15 protein-coding genes and 1 tRNA gene are annotated in these 14,914 nt (G+C 61.6%); 7 read left to right on the plus strand and 9 right to left on the minus strand.

Annotated features, from left to right (window positions below):
- Positions 1 to 248: 248 nt before the first annotated feature.
- On the plus strand, positions 249 to 1,139 hold the full coding sequence (locus Harman_RS14675; protein ID WP_137684527.1) for a coiled-coil protein: 891 nt from the start codon (positions 249 to 251) through the stop codon (positions 1,137 to 1,139).
- 36 nt (positions 1,140 to 1,175) lie between these two features.
- Positions 1,176 to 1,877, plus strand: a complete 702-nt coding sequence (locus Harman_RS14680) for a LysE family translocator (RefSeq protein ID WP_137684528.1) — start codon at positions 1,176 to 1,178, stop codon at positions 1,875 to 1,877.
- Here Harman_RS14680 and Harman_RS14685 read toward each other — a convergent pair.
- On the minus strand, positions 1,872 to 2,588 hold the full coding sequence (locus Harman_RS14685; protein WP_137684529.1) for an HD domain-containing protein: 717 nt from the start codon (positions 2,586 to 2,588) through the stop codon (positions 1,872 to 1,874). The genes Harman_RS14680 and Harman_RS14685 overlap by 6 nt on opposite strands.
- Before the next feature lie 289 nt (positions 2,589 to 2,877).
- On the opposite strand from Harman_RS14685, the gene Harman_RS14690 reads away from it, so the two are divergent.
- Positions 2,878 to 3,075 (plus strand): hypothetical protein, encoded by a 198-nt coding sequence (locus Harman_RS14690; protein ID WP_137684530.1) that lies wholly within the window; start codon positions 2,878 to 2,880, stop codon positions 3,073 to 3,075.
- Here the strand turns inward: Harman_RS14690 and Harman_RS14695 are convergent, their stop codons facing one another.
- The 4 genes from Harman_RS14695 to Harman_RS14710 form a co-directional block, all read right to left on the minus strand.
- Positions 3,076 to 3,801, minus strand: a complete 726-nt coding sequence (locus Harman_RS14695; RefSeq protein WP_137684531.1) for a GNAT family N-acetyltransferase — start codon at positions 3,799 to 3,801, stop codon at positions 3,076 to 3,078.
- A gap of 206 nt (positions 3,802 to 4,007) precedes the next feature.
- Positions 4,008 to 4,080: transfer RNA gene (locus Harman_RS14700), tRNA-Gln, on the minus strand.
- Between the two features lie 202 nt (positions 4,081 to 4,282).
- Positions 4,283 to 4,717, minus strand: coding sequence for a metal-dependent transcriptional regulator (locus Harman_RS14705; protein WP_137684532.1), 435 nt, complete (start codon positions 4,715 to 4,717; stop codon positions 4,283 to 4,285).
- The gene (locus tag Harman_RS14710) at positions 4,714 to 5,196 is read right to left on the minus strand and encodes a ferritin-like domain-containing protein (protein ID WP_137684533.1); all 483 of its coding nucleotides are present in this window, start codon (positions 5,194 to 5,196) and stop codon (positions 4,714 to 4,716) included. The genes Harman_RS14705 and Harman_RS14710 overlap by 4 nt, the downstream gene beginning before the upstream one ends.
- A gap of 238 nt (positions 5,197 to 5,434) precedes the next feature.
- Between Harman_RS14710 and Harman_RS14715 the strand changes: the two genes are divergently transcribed.
- The gene (locus Harman_RS14715; RefSeq protein WP_137684534.1) at positions 5,435 to 7,066 is read left to right on the plus strand and encodes an alpha-amylase family protein; all 1,632 of its coding nucleotides are present in this window, start codon (positions 5,435 to 5,437) and stop codon (positions 7,064 to 7,066) included.
- 73 nt (positions 7,067 to 7,139) lie between these two features.
- Here Harman_RS14715 and sufD read toward each other — a convergent pair whose 3' ends face one another.
- From sufD to Harman_RS14735, 4 genes are all read right to left on the minus strand, one after another.
- Positions 7,140 to 8,351, minus strand: a complete 1,212-nt coding sequence (gene sufD, locus Harman_RS14720) for a Fe-S cluster assembly protein SufD (protein ID WP_137684535.1) — start codon at positions 8,349 to 8,351, stop codon at positions 7,140 to 7,142.
- Between the two features lie 2 nt (positions 8,352 to 8,353).
- A complete protein-coding gene (gene sufB, locus Harman_RS14725) occupies positions 8,354 to 9,784 on the minus strand; it encodes a Fe-S cluster assembly protein SufB (RefSeq protein ID WP_137684536.1) in 1,431 nt (476 codons plus the stop codon).
- A gap of 36 nt (positions 9,785 to 9,820) precedes the next feature.
- Positions 9,821 to 10,750: an ABC transporter ATP-binding protein gene (locus tag Harman_RS14730; protein ID WP_137684537.1), complete on the minus strand. Its 930-nt coding sequence runs from the start codon at positions 10,748 to 10,750 to the stop codon at positions 9,821 to 9,823.
- Between the two features lie 125 nt (positions 10,751 to 10,875).
- Positions 10,876 to 13,686, minus strand: coding sequence for a DNA-directed DNA polymerase (locus Harman_RS14735; protein ID WP_137684538.1), 2,811 nt, complete (start codon positions 13,684 to 13,686; stop codon positions 10,876 to 10,878).
- Between the two features lie 107 nt (positions 13,687 to 13,793).
- On the opposite strand from Harman_RS14735, the gene Harman_RS14740 reads away from it, so the two are divergent.
- From Harman_RS14740 to Harman_RS14750, 3 genes are read left to right on the plus strand one after another with little or no spacing between them, the layout of a single operon-like run.
- Positions 13,794 to 13,985 (plus strand): DUF7331 family protein, encoded by a 192-nt coding sequence (locus tag Harman_RS14740; protein ID WP_137684539.1) that lies wholly within the window; start codon positions 13,794 to 13,796, stop codon positions 13,983 to 13,985.
- 42 nt (positions 13,986 to 14,027) lie between these two features.
- On the plus strand, positions 14,028 to 14,432 hold the full coding sequence (locus Harman_RS14745; RefSeq protein ID WP_137684540.1) for a DUF7322 domain-containing protein: 405 nt from the start codon (positions 14,028 to 14,030) through the stop codon (positions 14,430 to 14,432).
- 25 nt (positions 14,433 to 14,457) lie between these two features.
- Entirely contained in the window at positions 14,458 to 14,880 is a 423-nt protein-coding gene (locus Harman_RS14750; RefSeq protein WP_137684541.1) for a DUF7346 family protein, read from the plus strand.
- The last annotated feature ends 34 nt before the right edge of the window (positions 14,881 to 14,914 follow it).

Here is a 14,914-nt window from a genome sequence, read left to right on the forward strand (position 1 = left end):
AGGGTAAATCGGGATGGTATCGACCGGTTCACCCGCCGAATTAGGGCGTGTGAGGGGTTGACGCGGTATTCGTTGCACCGGAATGTTTAAACAATATCCACCGCTATTTGTAGACACCAGAACGCTTCCGCGTTCAGGCAGTATCGCTTTCAGCCCAACATGAGAGGGAACCCTTGTTATTGGTGTCAGCCCCTCAGTAGTGGGCCGACTGTCTGTGCTGAAGCGGTGATGGCATAGAGGATTCAACAATGGCAGACTCGATAGACGAATCAAAGAACGTTACAGTAACAGAAGAGGATCTCGAAAACAAATCGAAAGGCGAGCTTATCAAACTCGCCGGCCAGCTCCGCGACCGACGCAACGAGCTGAACCAGATGGCATCCGAGCGGGCCTCCGCCCGTGACGACCTGAACGCGAAGACTCGCGAGAAGGTTGACGAAGCCCAAGAACACCGCGAGAAGCGCGACGAGCTCAACGAGCAAGTCCAGGAGCACAAGGACAAGCGCAACGAGCTCAACGCGGACGCAAACGAGCTGTTCGACAAGGTCGACAACCTGAAAAACGACCTCGAACTCGACGAGGGTACGTCGGTCGAACAACTCAAAGAGGAGATCGAGGACCTCGAATTCAAGCAACAGACCGAAGTGCTCTCCTCGGAGGACGAGAAGGAGCTCATCGAGAAGATCGAGACCAAGCGCGAGAAGCTCCAGGAGAAACAGGAGAAGCTCGATCAGGGCGGCGACCTCGAAGAGCTCAAAGAGGAAGCGGAAGAGGTCCGCTCGGAAGCCTCAAAGCACCACCAGAAGGTCACGGAACTGGCCGACGAGGCCCAGAAGCACCACAACGAGATGATTGAGGCCTACCGCGAGGCCGACGAGATCCGTGACGAGGCCGACGAGAAACACGAGGAGTTCGTCGAAGCACAGGAAGCGGCCGACCAGCACCACGAGGACTTCGTCCGCGTCCAGAAGCGCCTGCGCGAACTCGACAAGAAGGAAGAAGAGCAGGAGCGCTCCCAGCGTGAGGAAAAGCAGGAAGCCGCTCGCGAGGAAGCCGAGGAGATTTATCAGAAGTTCAAGGAAGGCGAGACCCTCGACACCGAGGACCTGATGAAGCTCCAGAAGGCCGGCAAGCTGTAATCTGCGGGATTTTCTCTCTGTTTTTACTGACTGTAGATGCTTCACTCGCTCTCGCTTGGCCCGCTCCAGCTCGGCGCGTTCTCACTCGTCCCGACAGCCCTCGGTGGCGTCCTGTTCGGCCTCGCACTGGCCGCGCCGCCGGGGCCGATGAACGCCGTTATCGCTGAGGAAAGCGCACTACGGGGCTGGCGGGCCGGCTTCTTCGCCGGTCTCGGCGCGATGACCGCCGACGCCTGTTTCTTCGTGCTCGCACTGCTTGGCGTCGCCACGATAATCACCGAAACGCCGGGGTTAGAGCGGGTGATGGTCAGTGCTGGCGGGCTCCTGATGCTCTGGTTCGCCTACGGAGCGGTACAGGACGCGCATACGGTCGCCGGGGCGGACTTATCAGCCACATCCGGAGAGAGTCGGGGCTTCCGCAAGGCGTTCGTGCTGGCGCTGACGAACCCCTATCAGGTCGCCTTCTGGCTCACCGTCGGCGTTGGCCTCCTCGAACCGGGCGTGGTCGACGTGGCGTCGTACGTGCCCGCGGTCGGAGCCGACGCGCTGACGGTCCAGACCGGCCACCCGGTGCTGTTGGCGGGGTTTTTCGGTGGGATCGGCCTCTGGATTACCGGGTTTCCAGCCACCATTGTCGCCGCGAGAAGCCGCATCGAACGACTCGCACCGCTAATCGCGTGGGCCAGCGCCGCCGTCCTCGCCGGAACCGGCGTTCTGTTCCTGCTGCGGGCGCTATGAGTCGCCCATCCCGGTCGCTACGTCGTCGAGGTCGTCCTCAACGGTCATCTCGGCGACTTCCATCGTCAGCCACTCCTGGAACCAGCGGGTCCGCTTGAGTCGCTGGTGGACGATGGACTCGGCCGTGTCGCTCTCGACGCGCTCGCGTGCGTCCTCGCCGCGCTCAATGACCCGATCGACCATCTCGGCCGAATCCATGTGGGTCCGGGACTCATAGCCCATGCGCAACAGCATCAGGGCGGTCCCGTTCGCGCCGACCTTGTCGAGGATGTCGGCCTCGATGAGACACTGGACCTCCAGGGGCAGGTCGTCCAGCGGGCCCTGGTAAGAGTGTGCCTCGACGGCGGCGCAGACCTGTTCGATAAACGATTCCGGGTAGTCACCGTGTGCCGTCAGATACTCGCGCGCGATCCGAGCGCCGGCCTCCGCGTGGAGGTCCTGCTCGGCCTCTAGTTTCGCGATGTCGTGAAACAACGCAGCCACGCGGGTCACGTCCACGTTCGCCCCCTCCTTGCGGGCGATCTTCGTTGCGATGTCGACAACGTTGAGGATGTGATTGAAACGGTATTCCGCGGAGTGCCACGGGTACCAGCGCATACGGCCGCCCTCTTCTTCGTTTTCGACGCTCGCCGCGAGATAGTCGTGGACGAACTCCTTCATGTCCTCGAACGCGTCGGCTGAGACAGGTGACTCCCTAATCTCGACGCCCACAGCACCACCTCCGGAGACGGATTTCGATAGTCATCTTACACATATAGAGGTACGTTCGACTCTTTAGCGTTACGACAGGGAGAACGGATGCCACACCCGTCATTTGTGGGTACAAACAGCGGGCAAAAACAATCCGTTTCCAATAAACTGTCCAGACCGAGAGACAAGAATCGCGGCCATCAGCGATGCAGCGTCGGTCAGCGCCCGTATCAGGGACCGCCCAGCCGTAGTTCCCAGCGGCTGGGAACCTTAGTCCGGCTTTTTAGCGCTAGTCAATAAATTAGGACATATGTCTCTCCAGCCACTCCACATGCCCGTCGGCGACGTGCCGGTCGTCGCCCACGCAGTGAACGAACACGCGGTGACGGACGTGCTCGTCGGCGTCGGTATCGCCCTGTGTCTGTTCGGACTGTACTACAGACTGATACTCCTCCCGGCGAATAGACAAGAGTCATCACAACGCAGAGGGGGCCAGTCGCCGCCGTAATTACAGGTAGGCGGCGTCCCAGCGCATCGGCTTGCGGACGTTCCCGCAGTTGTCACATTCGATGCGCCCCATCGAGTCCATCGCGTTCGCTAACGTCTCGCAGTTACTACAGTAGTAGCCGTAGCGGTCGCTCCCGTCCTCTGTGACGTGGACAACGTGGAACGGCGCCATCGATCCGGATTCGTGGTTGTTGTGGTCGACGTAGACCGTCTGTCCGTCATCCGCTACCGGTTCGCGGCCGAGTTCCGCGGCGTCGGTGTAGAGGTTCTCGACGTAGGTCCGCCCGGCAATGTCGACTTCGCCCGTTCCGGCGCGTTCGAAGCCGCGGTCCTCGTAGAAGCTGTTGCCCTCGACGTTGTCGGCCAGCACGCGTCCCTGGAGGGTCTCAGCCCCCCGGTCGTGAAGCGCCCGGTGGGTCTCGTCGAACAGCGCCGACCCGATGCCCTCACCGCGGTACGCCGGATCAACGTGGAGCCAGAGAATGGTCCCGATACTGTCGCCCGACAGAACGCTCTCGGAGAGGCCGACCACCTGTCCATCCTGATCGGCGACGAGGATAACCCTGTCCTCCCCGTCGAGTACCTCCGTGATGCGCTCCTCGTCGTACCACTCTTCGATTGCGCTCGTAATCGCCTTCGGCCCCAGCGAATACGACGCCTCCAGTGATCGCCGCGCCACGTCACGGATAGCCGGCCTGTCCGACGGCTTCGCTTCTCGGATTTCCATATGGGGCTAGTTGACACGGACCATCATAAATCTACAGTTCGATGTCAGAATTCGGGACACACGTTAGCTATTCAGGCCGGCACATCGGGATTTGTGGTCTCCATCGGTGTTGATCCACATACTATCAACATCTTTCCATGTCTGGCCCATGCTCGCAAGAATGGCCGCGAGGATATTTCGTGCTCATACGGTCGGTTGCAGGAAAATAGTCCCGGGCGGATTCGAACCGCCGTCAAGGGCTCCAAAGGCCCTTATGATTGGCCACTACACCACGGGACTTCACTCACTACGTTCGCTTGACCCGCGAGAGTCGCAATTCCGAGGAATTGCTCACCACCACGGGACTTCGTTTCGCTCGTCCCGTGTACCTCGCAGAACCGTCCGGTTCTGCTCACCACCACGGGACTGCACTCACTTTCAGCGAGCTAACCGTGTTCGGAATAATCGACGGAACGCACTTGAACGCTTCGAGAGACAGCGGTCAGTCGCTGGTGACCTCGGCCTCGACTTCGAGCAGGCCACAGACATCGCCCTCGGGGTCGAAACAGTCCGGACACTGCGGTTCGCGGTCGATAATGGTGTCCAGCCGCTCGGCCACCGTTTCGTCGATGACGCCCTCCAGTTGCTTGGCCTCGGCCCGGAACTCCTCGACTTCCAGCACTTCGATGAGGAACCGCTCGATGATGCAGTAGTTCTGGAGCGCATCTCGTGCCTGTGTGATCCCGTCGTCGGTGAGATCGACACCCTTGTACTTCTCGTGGTTCAGCAGTCCACGGTCCTCGAGCTTCCCGATCATTTCGTTGGCGCTGGCCGGGCTGACATCGAGCATGTCGGCCACGTCGCCAGTCGACGCCGGTCCGTCTTCTTGCTGTTGGGTGAGATAGATCGCTTTCAGATACTGGGCCTGCGTGTTCATTGGTGGTCCTCCATCAGGTCGGTCACGTCTTCGACTCCCTCCGCCTCGTCTTCGCGGATCTCCGAGAGCACGTCGAGCAGCCGCTCGCGGTCGATAGTGAACGTCACGTCTGAGGCCTCGATAGCTTCGATCAGGTCATCGTAGAACTTGTACGCCGTCTCCTCGTTACAGAGTTGGTCGTACAGCACCCCATCGAAGTCCTTGTCGGCCTCGTACTGGGCTTCGACCAGCATCTCGATCTCCTCGAACGGAACGGTATCGGCTTCGAGGTCGTCGATGAGGTCCTCCAGTTGTCGGCGATGCTCGGCCGACTCCAGTTCGGCATGTTCAAGCAGGTCGAGTATCGCCTGATCGTGTTCACCACTTGTTTCCTCCGCGTGCTTTGCGGACCGTGCCTCGACGACCTCTTCAAGGACGATACCGATCTGTAGCAACCGGGCGAGCTGATGGTCGGATACGACCGGCTGTGTGAGACTCACGGCAACACCCCCACTCGGCGCTGTGCTGCAGTCATACACGTAGTTCGGGGAGGCCCGGACTTAAGCGGTTCCCTGTCGCCGGACCGCATCCCCCGGTCGCACCGCTTCGAACGCCCCGCTAATCACGACTCAACAGCTGAGACTGAGACTGTCGGTGGCGGCCACAAACACCCGAATCAGTCTGTGAGCCAATCGGCACCCGAAACTACCAGATAGTGGGGCACGGTAGCAACAAATAATGGTTGAGAATGACTGGCACGAAGATGCGGTCATCTACACCCTGGACGTAAAGACGTTCAACGACAGCGATGGCGATGGCTGGGGTGATTTCCAGGGACTCATCGACAAACTCGACTACATCGAGGACCTCGGCGTCACCTGTCTCTGGCTCCGGCCGTTTTACCCGAGTCCGCTGCGGGACAACGGCTACGACGTGGCAGACTACTACGGCGTCCACGACCGCATGGGCACACTTGATGACTTCCGGGAACTCACCGAGCGCGCCCACGACCGCGGTATCCGCGTCCTCACCGACCTCGTGTTCAACCACACCTCGACCGACCACGAGTGGTTTCAGCGTGCCCGCGCGGACCCGGACTCGGAGTACCACGACTACTACCTGTGGACCAGTCACCTTGAGGACGCGTACAAGACCACGAACATCTTCCCCGACCGCGAGGACGGCGTCTGGAGCTACGACGAGGCTGCCGGTAAGCACTACTTCCACCAGTTCTATCACCACCAGCCGGACCTCAACGTTGCCAACCCCGCCGTCCGCGGGGAAATCCACGACGTGATGCGCTTCTGGCTGGACCAGGGGGCCGACGGCTTCCGAATCGACGCCGCCCACCCGATGCTCCTTCCGAAGGGCCACAACGGGACAACCGAGGACATAGAGCTGTTCAAAGAGCTGAAACGCGTCGTCACGGAGGCGAAAGACCACGCCGTCCTCCTCGCCGAAGCCGACGACGAGCCGGAACACCTCGACTACTACTTCGGCGAGGGCGAGGCGTTCGACCTCATGTTCAACTTCGTTCTGAACGCCCACATGGTGTACGGTGTCGGCGTCAAAGATACCTGGCCGCTCCACCGCGCGAACGAGGTCTTGCCGGACATCTCCGGGGTCGGCCAGTGGGCGAACTTCCTCCGGAACCACGACGAGTGGAATCTCCTGAAACTACCTCACGAAGCGTTGGAGCATGCCCGTGACTATTTCGGCCCCGACGACGGCTCCGCGTGGATTTTCGGCCGCGGTCACCGACTCCGACTAGCGGACCTCTTCGGCCACGACCACGACCGCATCGCGATGGCCCACAGCCTCCTCTTCGCGTATCCGGGGACACCGGTGGTCCTCTCGGGCGATGAAATCGGCATGGGATCGGACCTGTGGCTCGACGAACGGGAGTCGGTCCGAACGCCGATGCAGTGGGACAACACCGAGAATGGCGGCTTCTCGACGGCCGACCGCGAGGACTGCTACAACCCACCCGTCGTCGGCACCGAGTACAGCTACGAACATATCAACGTCGCCGACCAGCAGGGAGACCCCAACTCGCTCCTCTCACGCATTCAGAACGTCACTGACGCCCGCAAGCGCAATCCCGAACTCAGCGACGGCGACCTTCACCTCGCTGGGTCGGGGCACAAGGACGTGCTCGTCCACCGCGTCGACACCGACGACATCGCGTTCATTTTCGCCCACAACTTCGCCGACGAGTACCGCGAGCCAGTGCTCCAGTGGGAGGTCCCCGATGCCGACACGTCGAAAGAACTCGGCGATGGCGGCTACCACATCGAAGACAGCGGCGTCACCTTCCTGCTGGACCCGTGTGATTACGTCTGGCTTCGCGGGGACAAGTCCGACTGGTGACTGTCCGAGGGCGATTTGTAGTACCGGAAAACTGCAAAATAAAACACTTGCTCGCAGGCAGACCGCGCTCGCGTTACTCGCGCAGACGCTCGTAGATCAGCTGGTCGAGGTCGTCACGGAGTTCGTCGACCTGTACCTCTTCGAGCACAGGGACGTAGAACCCTTCGACGAGCATGTTCTTCGCGCTCTCGGGGTCGACACCGCGGGAGGTCATGTAGAACATGTCCTCCGCGTCGACCTGTCCGACCGTCGCGGAGTGGGAGGCCTCGGTGTCGTGGTTGTTGATGATGAGCTTCGGCGACGCGTCGGCCTCGGAGTCGTCCGAGAGCATGAGCGTGTTCTCACGCTGATACGACGACGTGTCCCAGGCCTCGCGGCCGACATCCTGGACGCCCTCGTACACCGAGCGGGCCTCGTCGTCGAGGACCCCGCGCGTGACGAGGTCGGCAATGGTGTGTTCGGCCTCGTGCCAGACACGCGACGCGATGTCGAAGTGCTGGTCCTCGTGACCGAAGAACGCACCCAGAATCTGGGACTCAGAGGAGTCGCCCAGCAGTCGGGTCTCGACGTTGGACTTGGTCAGGCGGGAGCCGATATTGCCGTCGATCCAGTTGACCGTGGCGTAGGTATCGGCGTGGCCGCGCTTGGTTTGGAAGTTGTAGGTCTCCTCCGAGAGGTTCTGGAGTGCGCCGTACTGGACGTAGGCGTTCTCTTCGGCGACGACTTCGACGACGCCGGAGTAGTACCGGTCGCCGTCGGTCTCCTCGCCGGTACCCTGGCGCTCCAGAATCGTGACCGAGGAGGACTCCTCGGCGAGGACGAGCGTGTAGTTGAACAGCGACTGGCTGTTCATCGTCGTCCGGATCTTCACGTCCTCGGCGTCGACGCCCTCAGGGACGTAAACGACCGTGCCAGCCGAGAACAGGGCCGTCGACAGCGCGGTGAGGTAGTCCCGCTGTGGGTCGACGACGCTGCCGAAGTGCTCCTTGACGAGGTCCGCATGCTCGTCGAGCGCCTCGCTCCAGGACAGCACCTCGACGCCCTCTGCGTCGACGCGGTCCTTGTCCTGTGCGTAGTCGAGCGGGTCGACCAGCGACTCGTATTCGAGCGCGTCGAGGTTCGTCCAGGTGCGACCCGGCGTCCGGATGACATCCGGCATGTCGAGTTCGTCGAGCGCTGCGAGCGCGTCCTTGCGCGTCTCCAGCAGCCACTCGGGCTCGCCGAGATCCTCGGAAATCTGTTCTACCTGACTCTCCGACAGTGTGGCGTGTACCTGCGTGCTCATGGTTATCCGAGCGACCCCTCCATCTCCAGCTCAATGAGGCGGTTCAGCTCGACCGCGTACTCGATCGGCAGTTCTTCCGTGATCGGCTCGATGAAGCCAGCGACGATCATCTGCTTTGCGTCGTCGTCGTCCAGTCCGCGGGACTGGAGGTAGAAGACATCCTCGTCGCCGATCTTGCCGACAGTCGCCTCGTGGGCAACGTCGACTTTCGACTCCTTGATTTCCATGTACGGCATCGTGTCCGACGTGGACTCGTTGTCGAACATCAGCGCGTCACACTCGACAGAGGTCGAGGAGTCTTCGGCACCGTCGGCGATGTGGACGAGACCGCGGTAGTTCGTGCGGCCGCCGTCCTTGCTGATGGACTTGGATTCGATGGTGGACTTCGTCTCGGGGGCGTTGTGATAGACCTTCGCGCCCGTGTCGATGTCCTGGCCCTCGCCGGCGAAGGCGATGGTGATGTGGTTGTCCGTCGCGCCAGGACCTTTGAGGACGGTGGATGGGTACAGCATCGTGGCCTTCGAGCCCATGCTGCCGGAGACCCATTCCATCGTGCCGTCGGCCTCGCAGATGGCGCGCTTGGTGTTGAGGTTGTACGTGTTCTTCGACCAGTTCTGGACGGTCGAGTACTGGACGTGAGCGCCCTCTTTGACGAACACTTCGACGCCGCCGGAGTGGAGGTTGAACTCGGAGTACTTCGGGGCGGAACAGCCCTCGATGTAGTGGACCTCGGAGTTCTCCTCGGCGATGATGAGCGTGTGCTCGAACTGGCCCATGCCGTCGGAGTTCATGCGGAAGTACGCCTGGACCGGCATGTCGACCGTGGTGTCCTCGGGGACGTAGACGAACGACCCGCCGGACCAGATAGCGCCGTGCAGCGCCGCGAACTTGTTGTCGCTCGGCGGCACGGCCTTGGTCATGAAGTACTCTTTCAGGATGTCCTCGTGCTCCTGGACGGCCTTGTCCATGTCACAGAAGATGACACCCTTCTCCTCCCAGCGCTCCTGCATGTTCTGGTAGACGATCTCGGACTCGTACTGCGCGCCGACGCCCGAGAGGGCGTTCTTCTCGGCTTCCGGGATACCCAGTTTGTCGAAGGTGTCCTGGATCTCTTCGGGGAGGTCGTTCCAGTCGTCGACCCCGCCGCGCGTCTCGATGTCAGGGCGGATGTACGGAACGATCTCGTCAACATCGACCTCCGAGAGGTCGGGCGCGCCCGGCCAACCGGTCGGCATCGGCATTTCCTGGTACTGTTCGAGTGCGCGAAGGCGGCGCTCGAGCATCCATTCGGGCTCATCCTTGTCTTCGGAGATGACCCGGATGGTCTCCTCCGTCAGGCCCTTCTCGGCTTCGAAGGCGGACTTCTCCTCCTTCTTGAACTCGAAGCGCTTCTCCGTGTCGGTTTCTTTGAGGTGGTCTTGATCTGAACTCATAGTGTATGTAATGTTATCGCTGTGTACGGAAGGGCGTTACGCGGCCTCGTAGGCTTCCTCTCGGACCCAGTCGTACCCCTCGTCTTCGAGCTTTTCGGCGAGTTCCGCGCCACCGGAGGTGGCGATCTGGCCGTCGAGCATCACGTGGACGTGGTCGGGTTCGACGTAGTCGAGGATGCGCTGGTAGTGGGTGATCTGGAGGATGCCCGCGCCCTGCTCGTCACGGAGCGCGTTGATACCGTTGGAAACGTCCTGCAGGCGGTCGATGTCCAGCCCGGAGTCGATCTCGTCGAGCACGGCGATCGACGGTTCGAGGATCGCGGCCTGGAGAACTTCGTTTTGCTTCTTCTCGCCGCCCGAGAAGCCAGCGTTGAGATACCGGGACGCGAACTTCTCGTCCATGTCCAGTTGCTCCATCTTCTCCTGGAGGATCTCCTGGAACTCGGCGACGCCGATCTCGCCCTCTTCGACGTTGCCCTCCATCGGGGAGGTGTCGTAGCCGGCGGCGTCCTCGTTGGTATCGCCGCCCTCGGCTTCGGCTTCTTCCTCGTCGTCGTCCTCGAACAGCTCTTCGCGCTCTTCGAGCTTGGCGTTGAGCGCGGTGCGAAGGAAGTTCACCATCGTGACGCCCTCGATCTCGGCTGGGTACTGGAAGCCCAGGAAGATGCCGAGCGCGGCGCGCTCGTTCGGTTCGAGGTCGAGCAGGTCCCAGGTGCGGAGGTCCTCCGGGATTTCCTCGTCACCGAACTCGTCTTCCTCGAGGTGGATGAGCACTTCGCCGTCGGTTACCTCGTAAGCGGGGTGGCCGGCGATGATCTTCGCTGTCGTGGATTTCCCCGAACCGTTGGGACCCATCAGTGCGTGGATCTCGCCGGACTCGACTTCGAGGTCGACACCGCGAAGGATGGTCTCACCGTCCTCTTCTGCGACTGCTGCGTGGAGATTGTTGATTTCGAGTTTCGCCATAGGTATCTCTTAGGTCAACCGAAAGAAGGTCCGTTTCACCCATGAACCTTTCGCATTGCCAGGAACTCTAATTCTGTATATAGAAATAATATTTCTTTCAGCGAAAAGCAACTGCCGTCTGTGGGTTACATGAAGTTACCCAGGCCAGTCTGCTCCTGGCCGGACTTGACCTCCTCCCAGGAGATGTCCATCGCCTCCAGAATACGTGCGATGGGGCCTTTCAGCGTCTTATCGAGCATCTTGTCCCAGTCGATCTCGAACTCCTCGGGGATCTGATCGGCGTACTCGAAACAGATCACGTCAGGGTCCCGGCGGAACTCGCCGTACAGCGGGTCCCGCTGGGGGTCTAGTCCCTCTTCCTCCTCGATGCGCTGGAAGAAGTCCGAATGCACTCTGTCCAGATACAGCCGCTTCGGTTTCGACCCGCTCTGGAAGTTCGTCCCCAGCAGGAGATTAGCGTATTTCGCACCCCGCACCTGCGCTGTGTCGGTATCGTAGTTGTCGAGTTTCTTGCCGATGCCGCCGGGGATACCCACGTCATCGTAGTTGACGTTCCCGTCCTGATAGTCCTCGATAACGTCGCTGACGTACTGCTTGATGGACTCGGCGTCCTCACCGCGGACGATGCGGTCGATGACCTCCTTCTGGACCCGCTTGGTGATGGGCGCGATGTCCGAGCGCTGGTACTCGAAGCCCGTGATGTCGATATCGTCGACGTGTTTCCCTTCCTTCCAGACAATGTTGCCCGCGTAGCGCTTCTTCTTGCCCGCCTGGAAGAACCGCCGGTAGAGCTTCTCGAACTCGATCTGGAACCGGTGGTCGCTCGCGTTGAGCCGCTCCATCGCGAACTCGTCGTAGGAGTCGTTGATTGTCTCCTCCAGTTCGAACCCTTTCTGGATGGTCGTGGCGATCAGTTCGAGTTCGTCATCGCCCATCTCGGGGTGTTTCTCGCGCATCTCCTCGGTGACTTCCACGTCATCCTCGACATCGTCGGGACCTACGTCACCAAGTTGTAACATGACGGAGTCCGTGTCACCGTAGACGACTTCATACCCCTCGTCGGCGACGACCTCGTCTGTGTAGTCGATGACCTCTCGCCCGGTGGCAGTGACCGCCGCGCCCATCTCCTTGTCGTAGAGGCGGAAGCGGTCCCACCCAAGCACGCCGTATAAAGAATTCATTATTACCTTGACAGCTGCTTGCTGCCTGTCAAAGCGCTCGTACTCTGGGTTATCGGGGTCGTAGCTGTTTCGCTGTGCCTTCTTTTCTTCGCGTTCTGACAGGAGTTCGTCGACCATCTCCCGGATGACGCCGTCCGGTTCCTTCCGGAAGTGGGTGCCGTTGGGCGCGCGGTAGGTGTCGCCGTCGTAGGCATCGGGGTCGACCTTCGTCTCCGGACTGGCGTTGGTCGTCACCATGCACATCGGATACAGCGATTTCAGGTCCAGCACGGTGACGTTCTCGCGGACGCCGGTGATGGGGTCGAACACCGCGCCGCCCTCGTAGTCCTCGCTCTCCTGTTGGCCCTTCGAGGGGAGCGCGAACTCGCCGTGGAGTTTGTGGAGAACGTACATGTCGACGGCGTCACCGGGCGTCGTCGCGTCTTCGAGCTTGCACCCGACGAACGTGCGGACCTCGTCCCAGAAGTCGATGATGTCCTGCTCGCGGTCGAGTTCGACACACAGCTCCACGTCCCGGAGGTTGTACTCCAGCAACTGCTCGGGGTCCTGTTCCCAGAGGTCGCCGATGTCGCCGGTGTAGCGCTCCTTGCCGACGCCGAGTTCCTGTTCACCGACGGCGTCGAGCCGGTAGGATTCGAGTTCGGTGAACTGCGTGCGCTTGTAGGCATAGAGTAGGTCGAAGACGACGCGGCCCTTGATGTCCGGGCCGCCCCAGCCAGAGCGCCAGACCTCGTCGACCCGCGAGAGGCGGTCGATTTGCAGATCGTAGTCGTGGTTGTAGCTCTGGAGTTCCTCCAGGCGGTCGAGGAAGTACGGCGCGTCGAAGTCGTCGAAGTTCCAACCCGTCAGCACGTCCGGGTCGGTGTCGACGATGTAATCGACAAAGGCCTCCAGCATGGCCTCCTCTTCGTCGAAGACGCGCACGTCAGCCTCGAAGTCCTCCCGAATCGGGTCGTAGCCGGCGAGTGCCTCGGGGCCGTCGATACCGTCAGGGGACTCGTACAGCCAGACGACGTACTCGTCGCGGTAGGAGTCGTGGGAGGTGAGACAGATGATCGGCTCCTCGCCGTCCTCGGGGAAGCCCTGGCGGTCGTCCACCTCGATGTCGAAGGTGTTGACCCGTGGCTCGGCGTGGGCCTCGACCGGCCGAATCTCCTCGTGGTGGACCTTCAGGCTATCGTCGTCGTCGAGTTCGCGGGCGGGGACACGCACGCCGCTCGTGATGTCCTTGTCGATGAGCAGGCGGTTGGGAAAGAGGATGTCCGCCTCGTAGTGGTCGAACTCGTCGCGGATCTGGCCCACGTCGCGGGGCGTCTGCCCGAAGATTTTCGTCAGGCGCTCGCCCCGGATGGACTCATAGGGCTCGCCGTCCTCGTCTGCCTCCTCCCAGCCGGTGATGCTGTCGTACTGGCGGAGTTCGTCCTCAGTGACACTGTCAGTCGGCGCGTAGAAGTACGGTTTGAAATCGAAGACCCGCGCGTGGACCGCCTCGTTGTCGTCGGTGCGGCCGAAGACGTGGACGACCGGGAACTCGTCGTCGCCCTGGCCCTCGATGGTGTAGTCGACCTGCGTGACGACGAACTCGACGGTCTCCTCGACCGGCGGGAACTGTCGCTCGTCGAGGTCGACGACGCTCGTCCCGCCGGTGTCGCTCCCACCGTTGCCCGCGATGGCTGCCGCTTCGTCGGCGACCGGGCGGTCCTCGTCCGCGCCTTGCTCGAAGGCCCCCAGTGTTTCCTGATTCCCGTCACTCATTCTTGAGGGTGCTTCGAGATGCCGCATAAAAACACCGACGGTCGACGGGGTATTGCCCCAGGCAGAAAGTATATGCCATCGAGTACCATACCCAAATTTGACGGCCAATGTCGCACCACGCATCCCCCGACGGCGAGGCGGATAGGTCCGAAGAACTGCGGTCGGAGCCGGCGCTCCCGGACGCCATCCAGACGACCGAGACCTACGAGACCGAGGAGGGGACAGTGTTCTACGACGCGGAGAACCCCCTCGCGTGGCTACAGACCGACACGGCGCTCACCTTACAGGAGATCGCCTGACACAGAGTCCTTTTATCTGCCGGCCGACGTAATGAACCTGTAATGGATATCCCCGGCGAGGACGACCCCAACCAGAGCCCGGGGGTTCTCTCGGAGAAGAGCGAGTACGAGCCCGACGAGTTCGACCCGGAGAGCCTCGGGCCTGACGTGCCCTCACCGTCGGACAGCGATTACAGCGGCGACGCCACGGGGCTGTTCGTCAAGCTCGTCATCGTGTTCAACGTCGCGCTGCTTGCCCTCTCACTGGGGCCGATGCTGGCCTACTTCGAGGGGCAGGTCGATCTCGGACTCCGTATCTTCCTCGTCGGCGTCATCGCCTTCGGCTACGGAACGTTCCGGTACGTCCAGTTCGAGCGGGACCGCAAACCAGGCGACGAGGGGACCGAAGAATCCGAGACGACAGATACCCAGCCCGACGCCGCGGAGTCAAGCGACCACAACGGCTAACCGCGCCGGTCGGCTACGAACGGCTATGCGTACTGTGCGGGACGACGACGGGACACACTACTTATTGCTGAAGGAGTCCACTGAATCGAGTCTGGTCCGGAACCCCGAAACCGGCGAACAGCGCCACGTCCCGAATGCTGACCTCGAATCCGTCGATGGAGAATCGCCGCTTGCCACAGCCGCCGAAGCCGTTCCCGACGCCGCTCGTCGCGTCCTTACGGCGGCCCACGACGACCGCGCGCTGGGTCTGCTTGTCGAACTCGACGACCGCGGGCCGCTCTCGGTAGCGGAACTGCTCTCCGCGTACGACCTCTGTGAAAGTGATCTACACGGCCTGCTGGGCGAGTTCCGCGCCGCCGGCCTGCTCACGGAGGCGACGGTCCACGGACAGCGGGGCTACGACACGACAGAGACCGCCAGCGACGGGCTATCTCACCTCCGCGACTGAAGTCAGGTCACCTCCGAGGCGAAGGTCTGGTCGG

Origin of the sequence: Haloarcula mannanilytica (genome assembly GCF_005406125.1) — an archaeon.
GTDB classification, from domain to species: domain Archaea; phylum Halobacteriota; class Halobacteria; order Halobacteriales; family Haloarculaceae; genus Haloarcula; species Haloarcula mannanilytica.

Coding starts and splice junctions, on each gene's coding strand:
- Harman_RS14695 (WP_137684531.1), bottom strand. CDS start 3,801: ATGGAAATCCGAGAAGCGAAGCCGTCGGACAGGCCGGCTATCCGTGAC.
- sufB (WP_137684536.1), bottom strand. CDS start 9,784: ATGAGTTCAGATCAAGACCACCTCAAAGAAACCGACACGGAGAAGCGC.
- Harman_RS14750 (WP_137684541.1), top strand. CDS start 14,458: ATGCGTACTGTGCGGGACGACGACGGGACACACTACTTATTGCTGAAG.
- Harman_RS14730 (WP_137684537.1), bottom strand. CDS start 10,750: ATGGCGAAACTCGAAATCAACAATCTCCACGCAGCAGTCGCAGAAGAG.
- Harman_RS14740 (WP_137684539.1), top strand. CDS start 13,794: ATGTCGCACCACGCATCCCCCGACGGCGAGGCGGATAGGTCCGAAGAA.
- Harman_RS14705 (WP_137684532.1), bottom strand. CDS start 4,717: ATGAACACGCAGGCCCAGTATCTGAAAGCGATCTATCTCACCCAACAG.
- Harman_RS14690 (WP_137684530.1), top strand. CDS start 2,878: ATGTCTCTCCAGCCACTCCACATGCCCGTCGGCGACGTGCCGGTCGTC.
- Harman_RS14680 (WP_137684528.1), top strand. CDS start 1,176: ATGCTTCACTCGCTCTCGCTTGGCCCGCTCCAGCTCGGCGCGTTCTCA.
- Harman_RS14715 (WP_137684534.1), top strand. CDS start 5,435: ATGGTTGAGAATGACTGGCACGAAGATGCGGTCATCTACACCCTGGAC.
- Harman_RS14675 (WP_137684527.1), top strand. CDS start 249: ATGGCAGACTCGATAGACGAATCAAAGAACGTTACAGTAACAGAAGAG.
- Harman_RS14735 (WP_137684538.1), bottom strand. CDS start 13,686: ATGAGTGACGGGAATCAGGAAACACTGGGGGCCTTCGAGCAAGGCGCG.
- sufD (WP_137684535.1), bottom strand. CDS start 8,351: ATGAGCACGCAGGTACACGCCACACTGTCGGAGAGTCAGGTAGAACAG.
- Harman_RS14745 (WP_137684540.1), top strand. CDS start 14,028: ATGGATATCCCCGGCGAGGACGACCCCAACCAGAGCCCGGGGGTTCTC.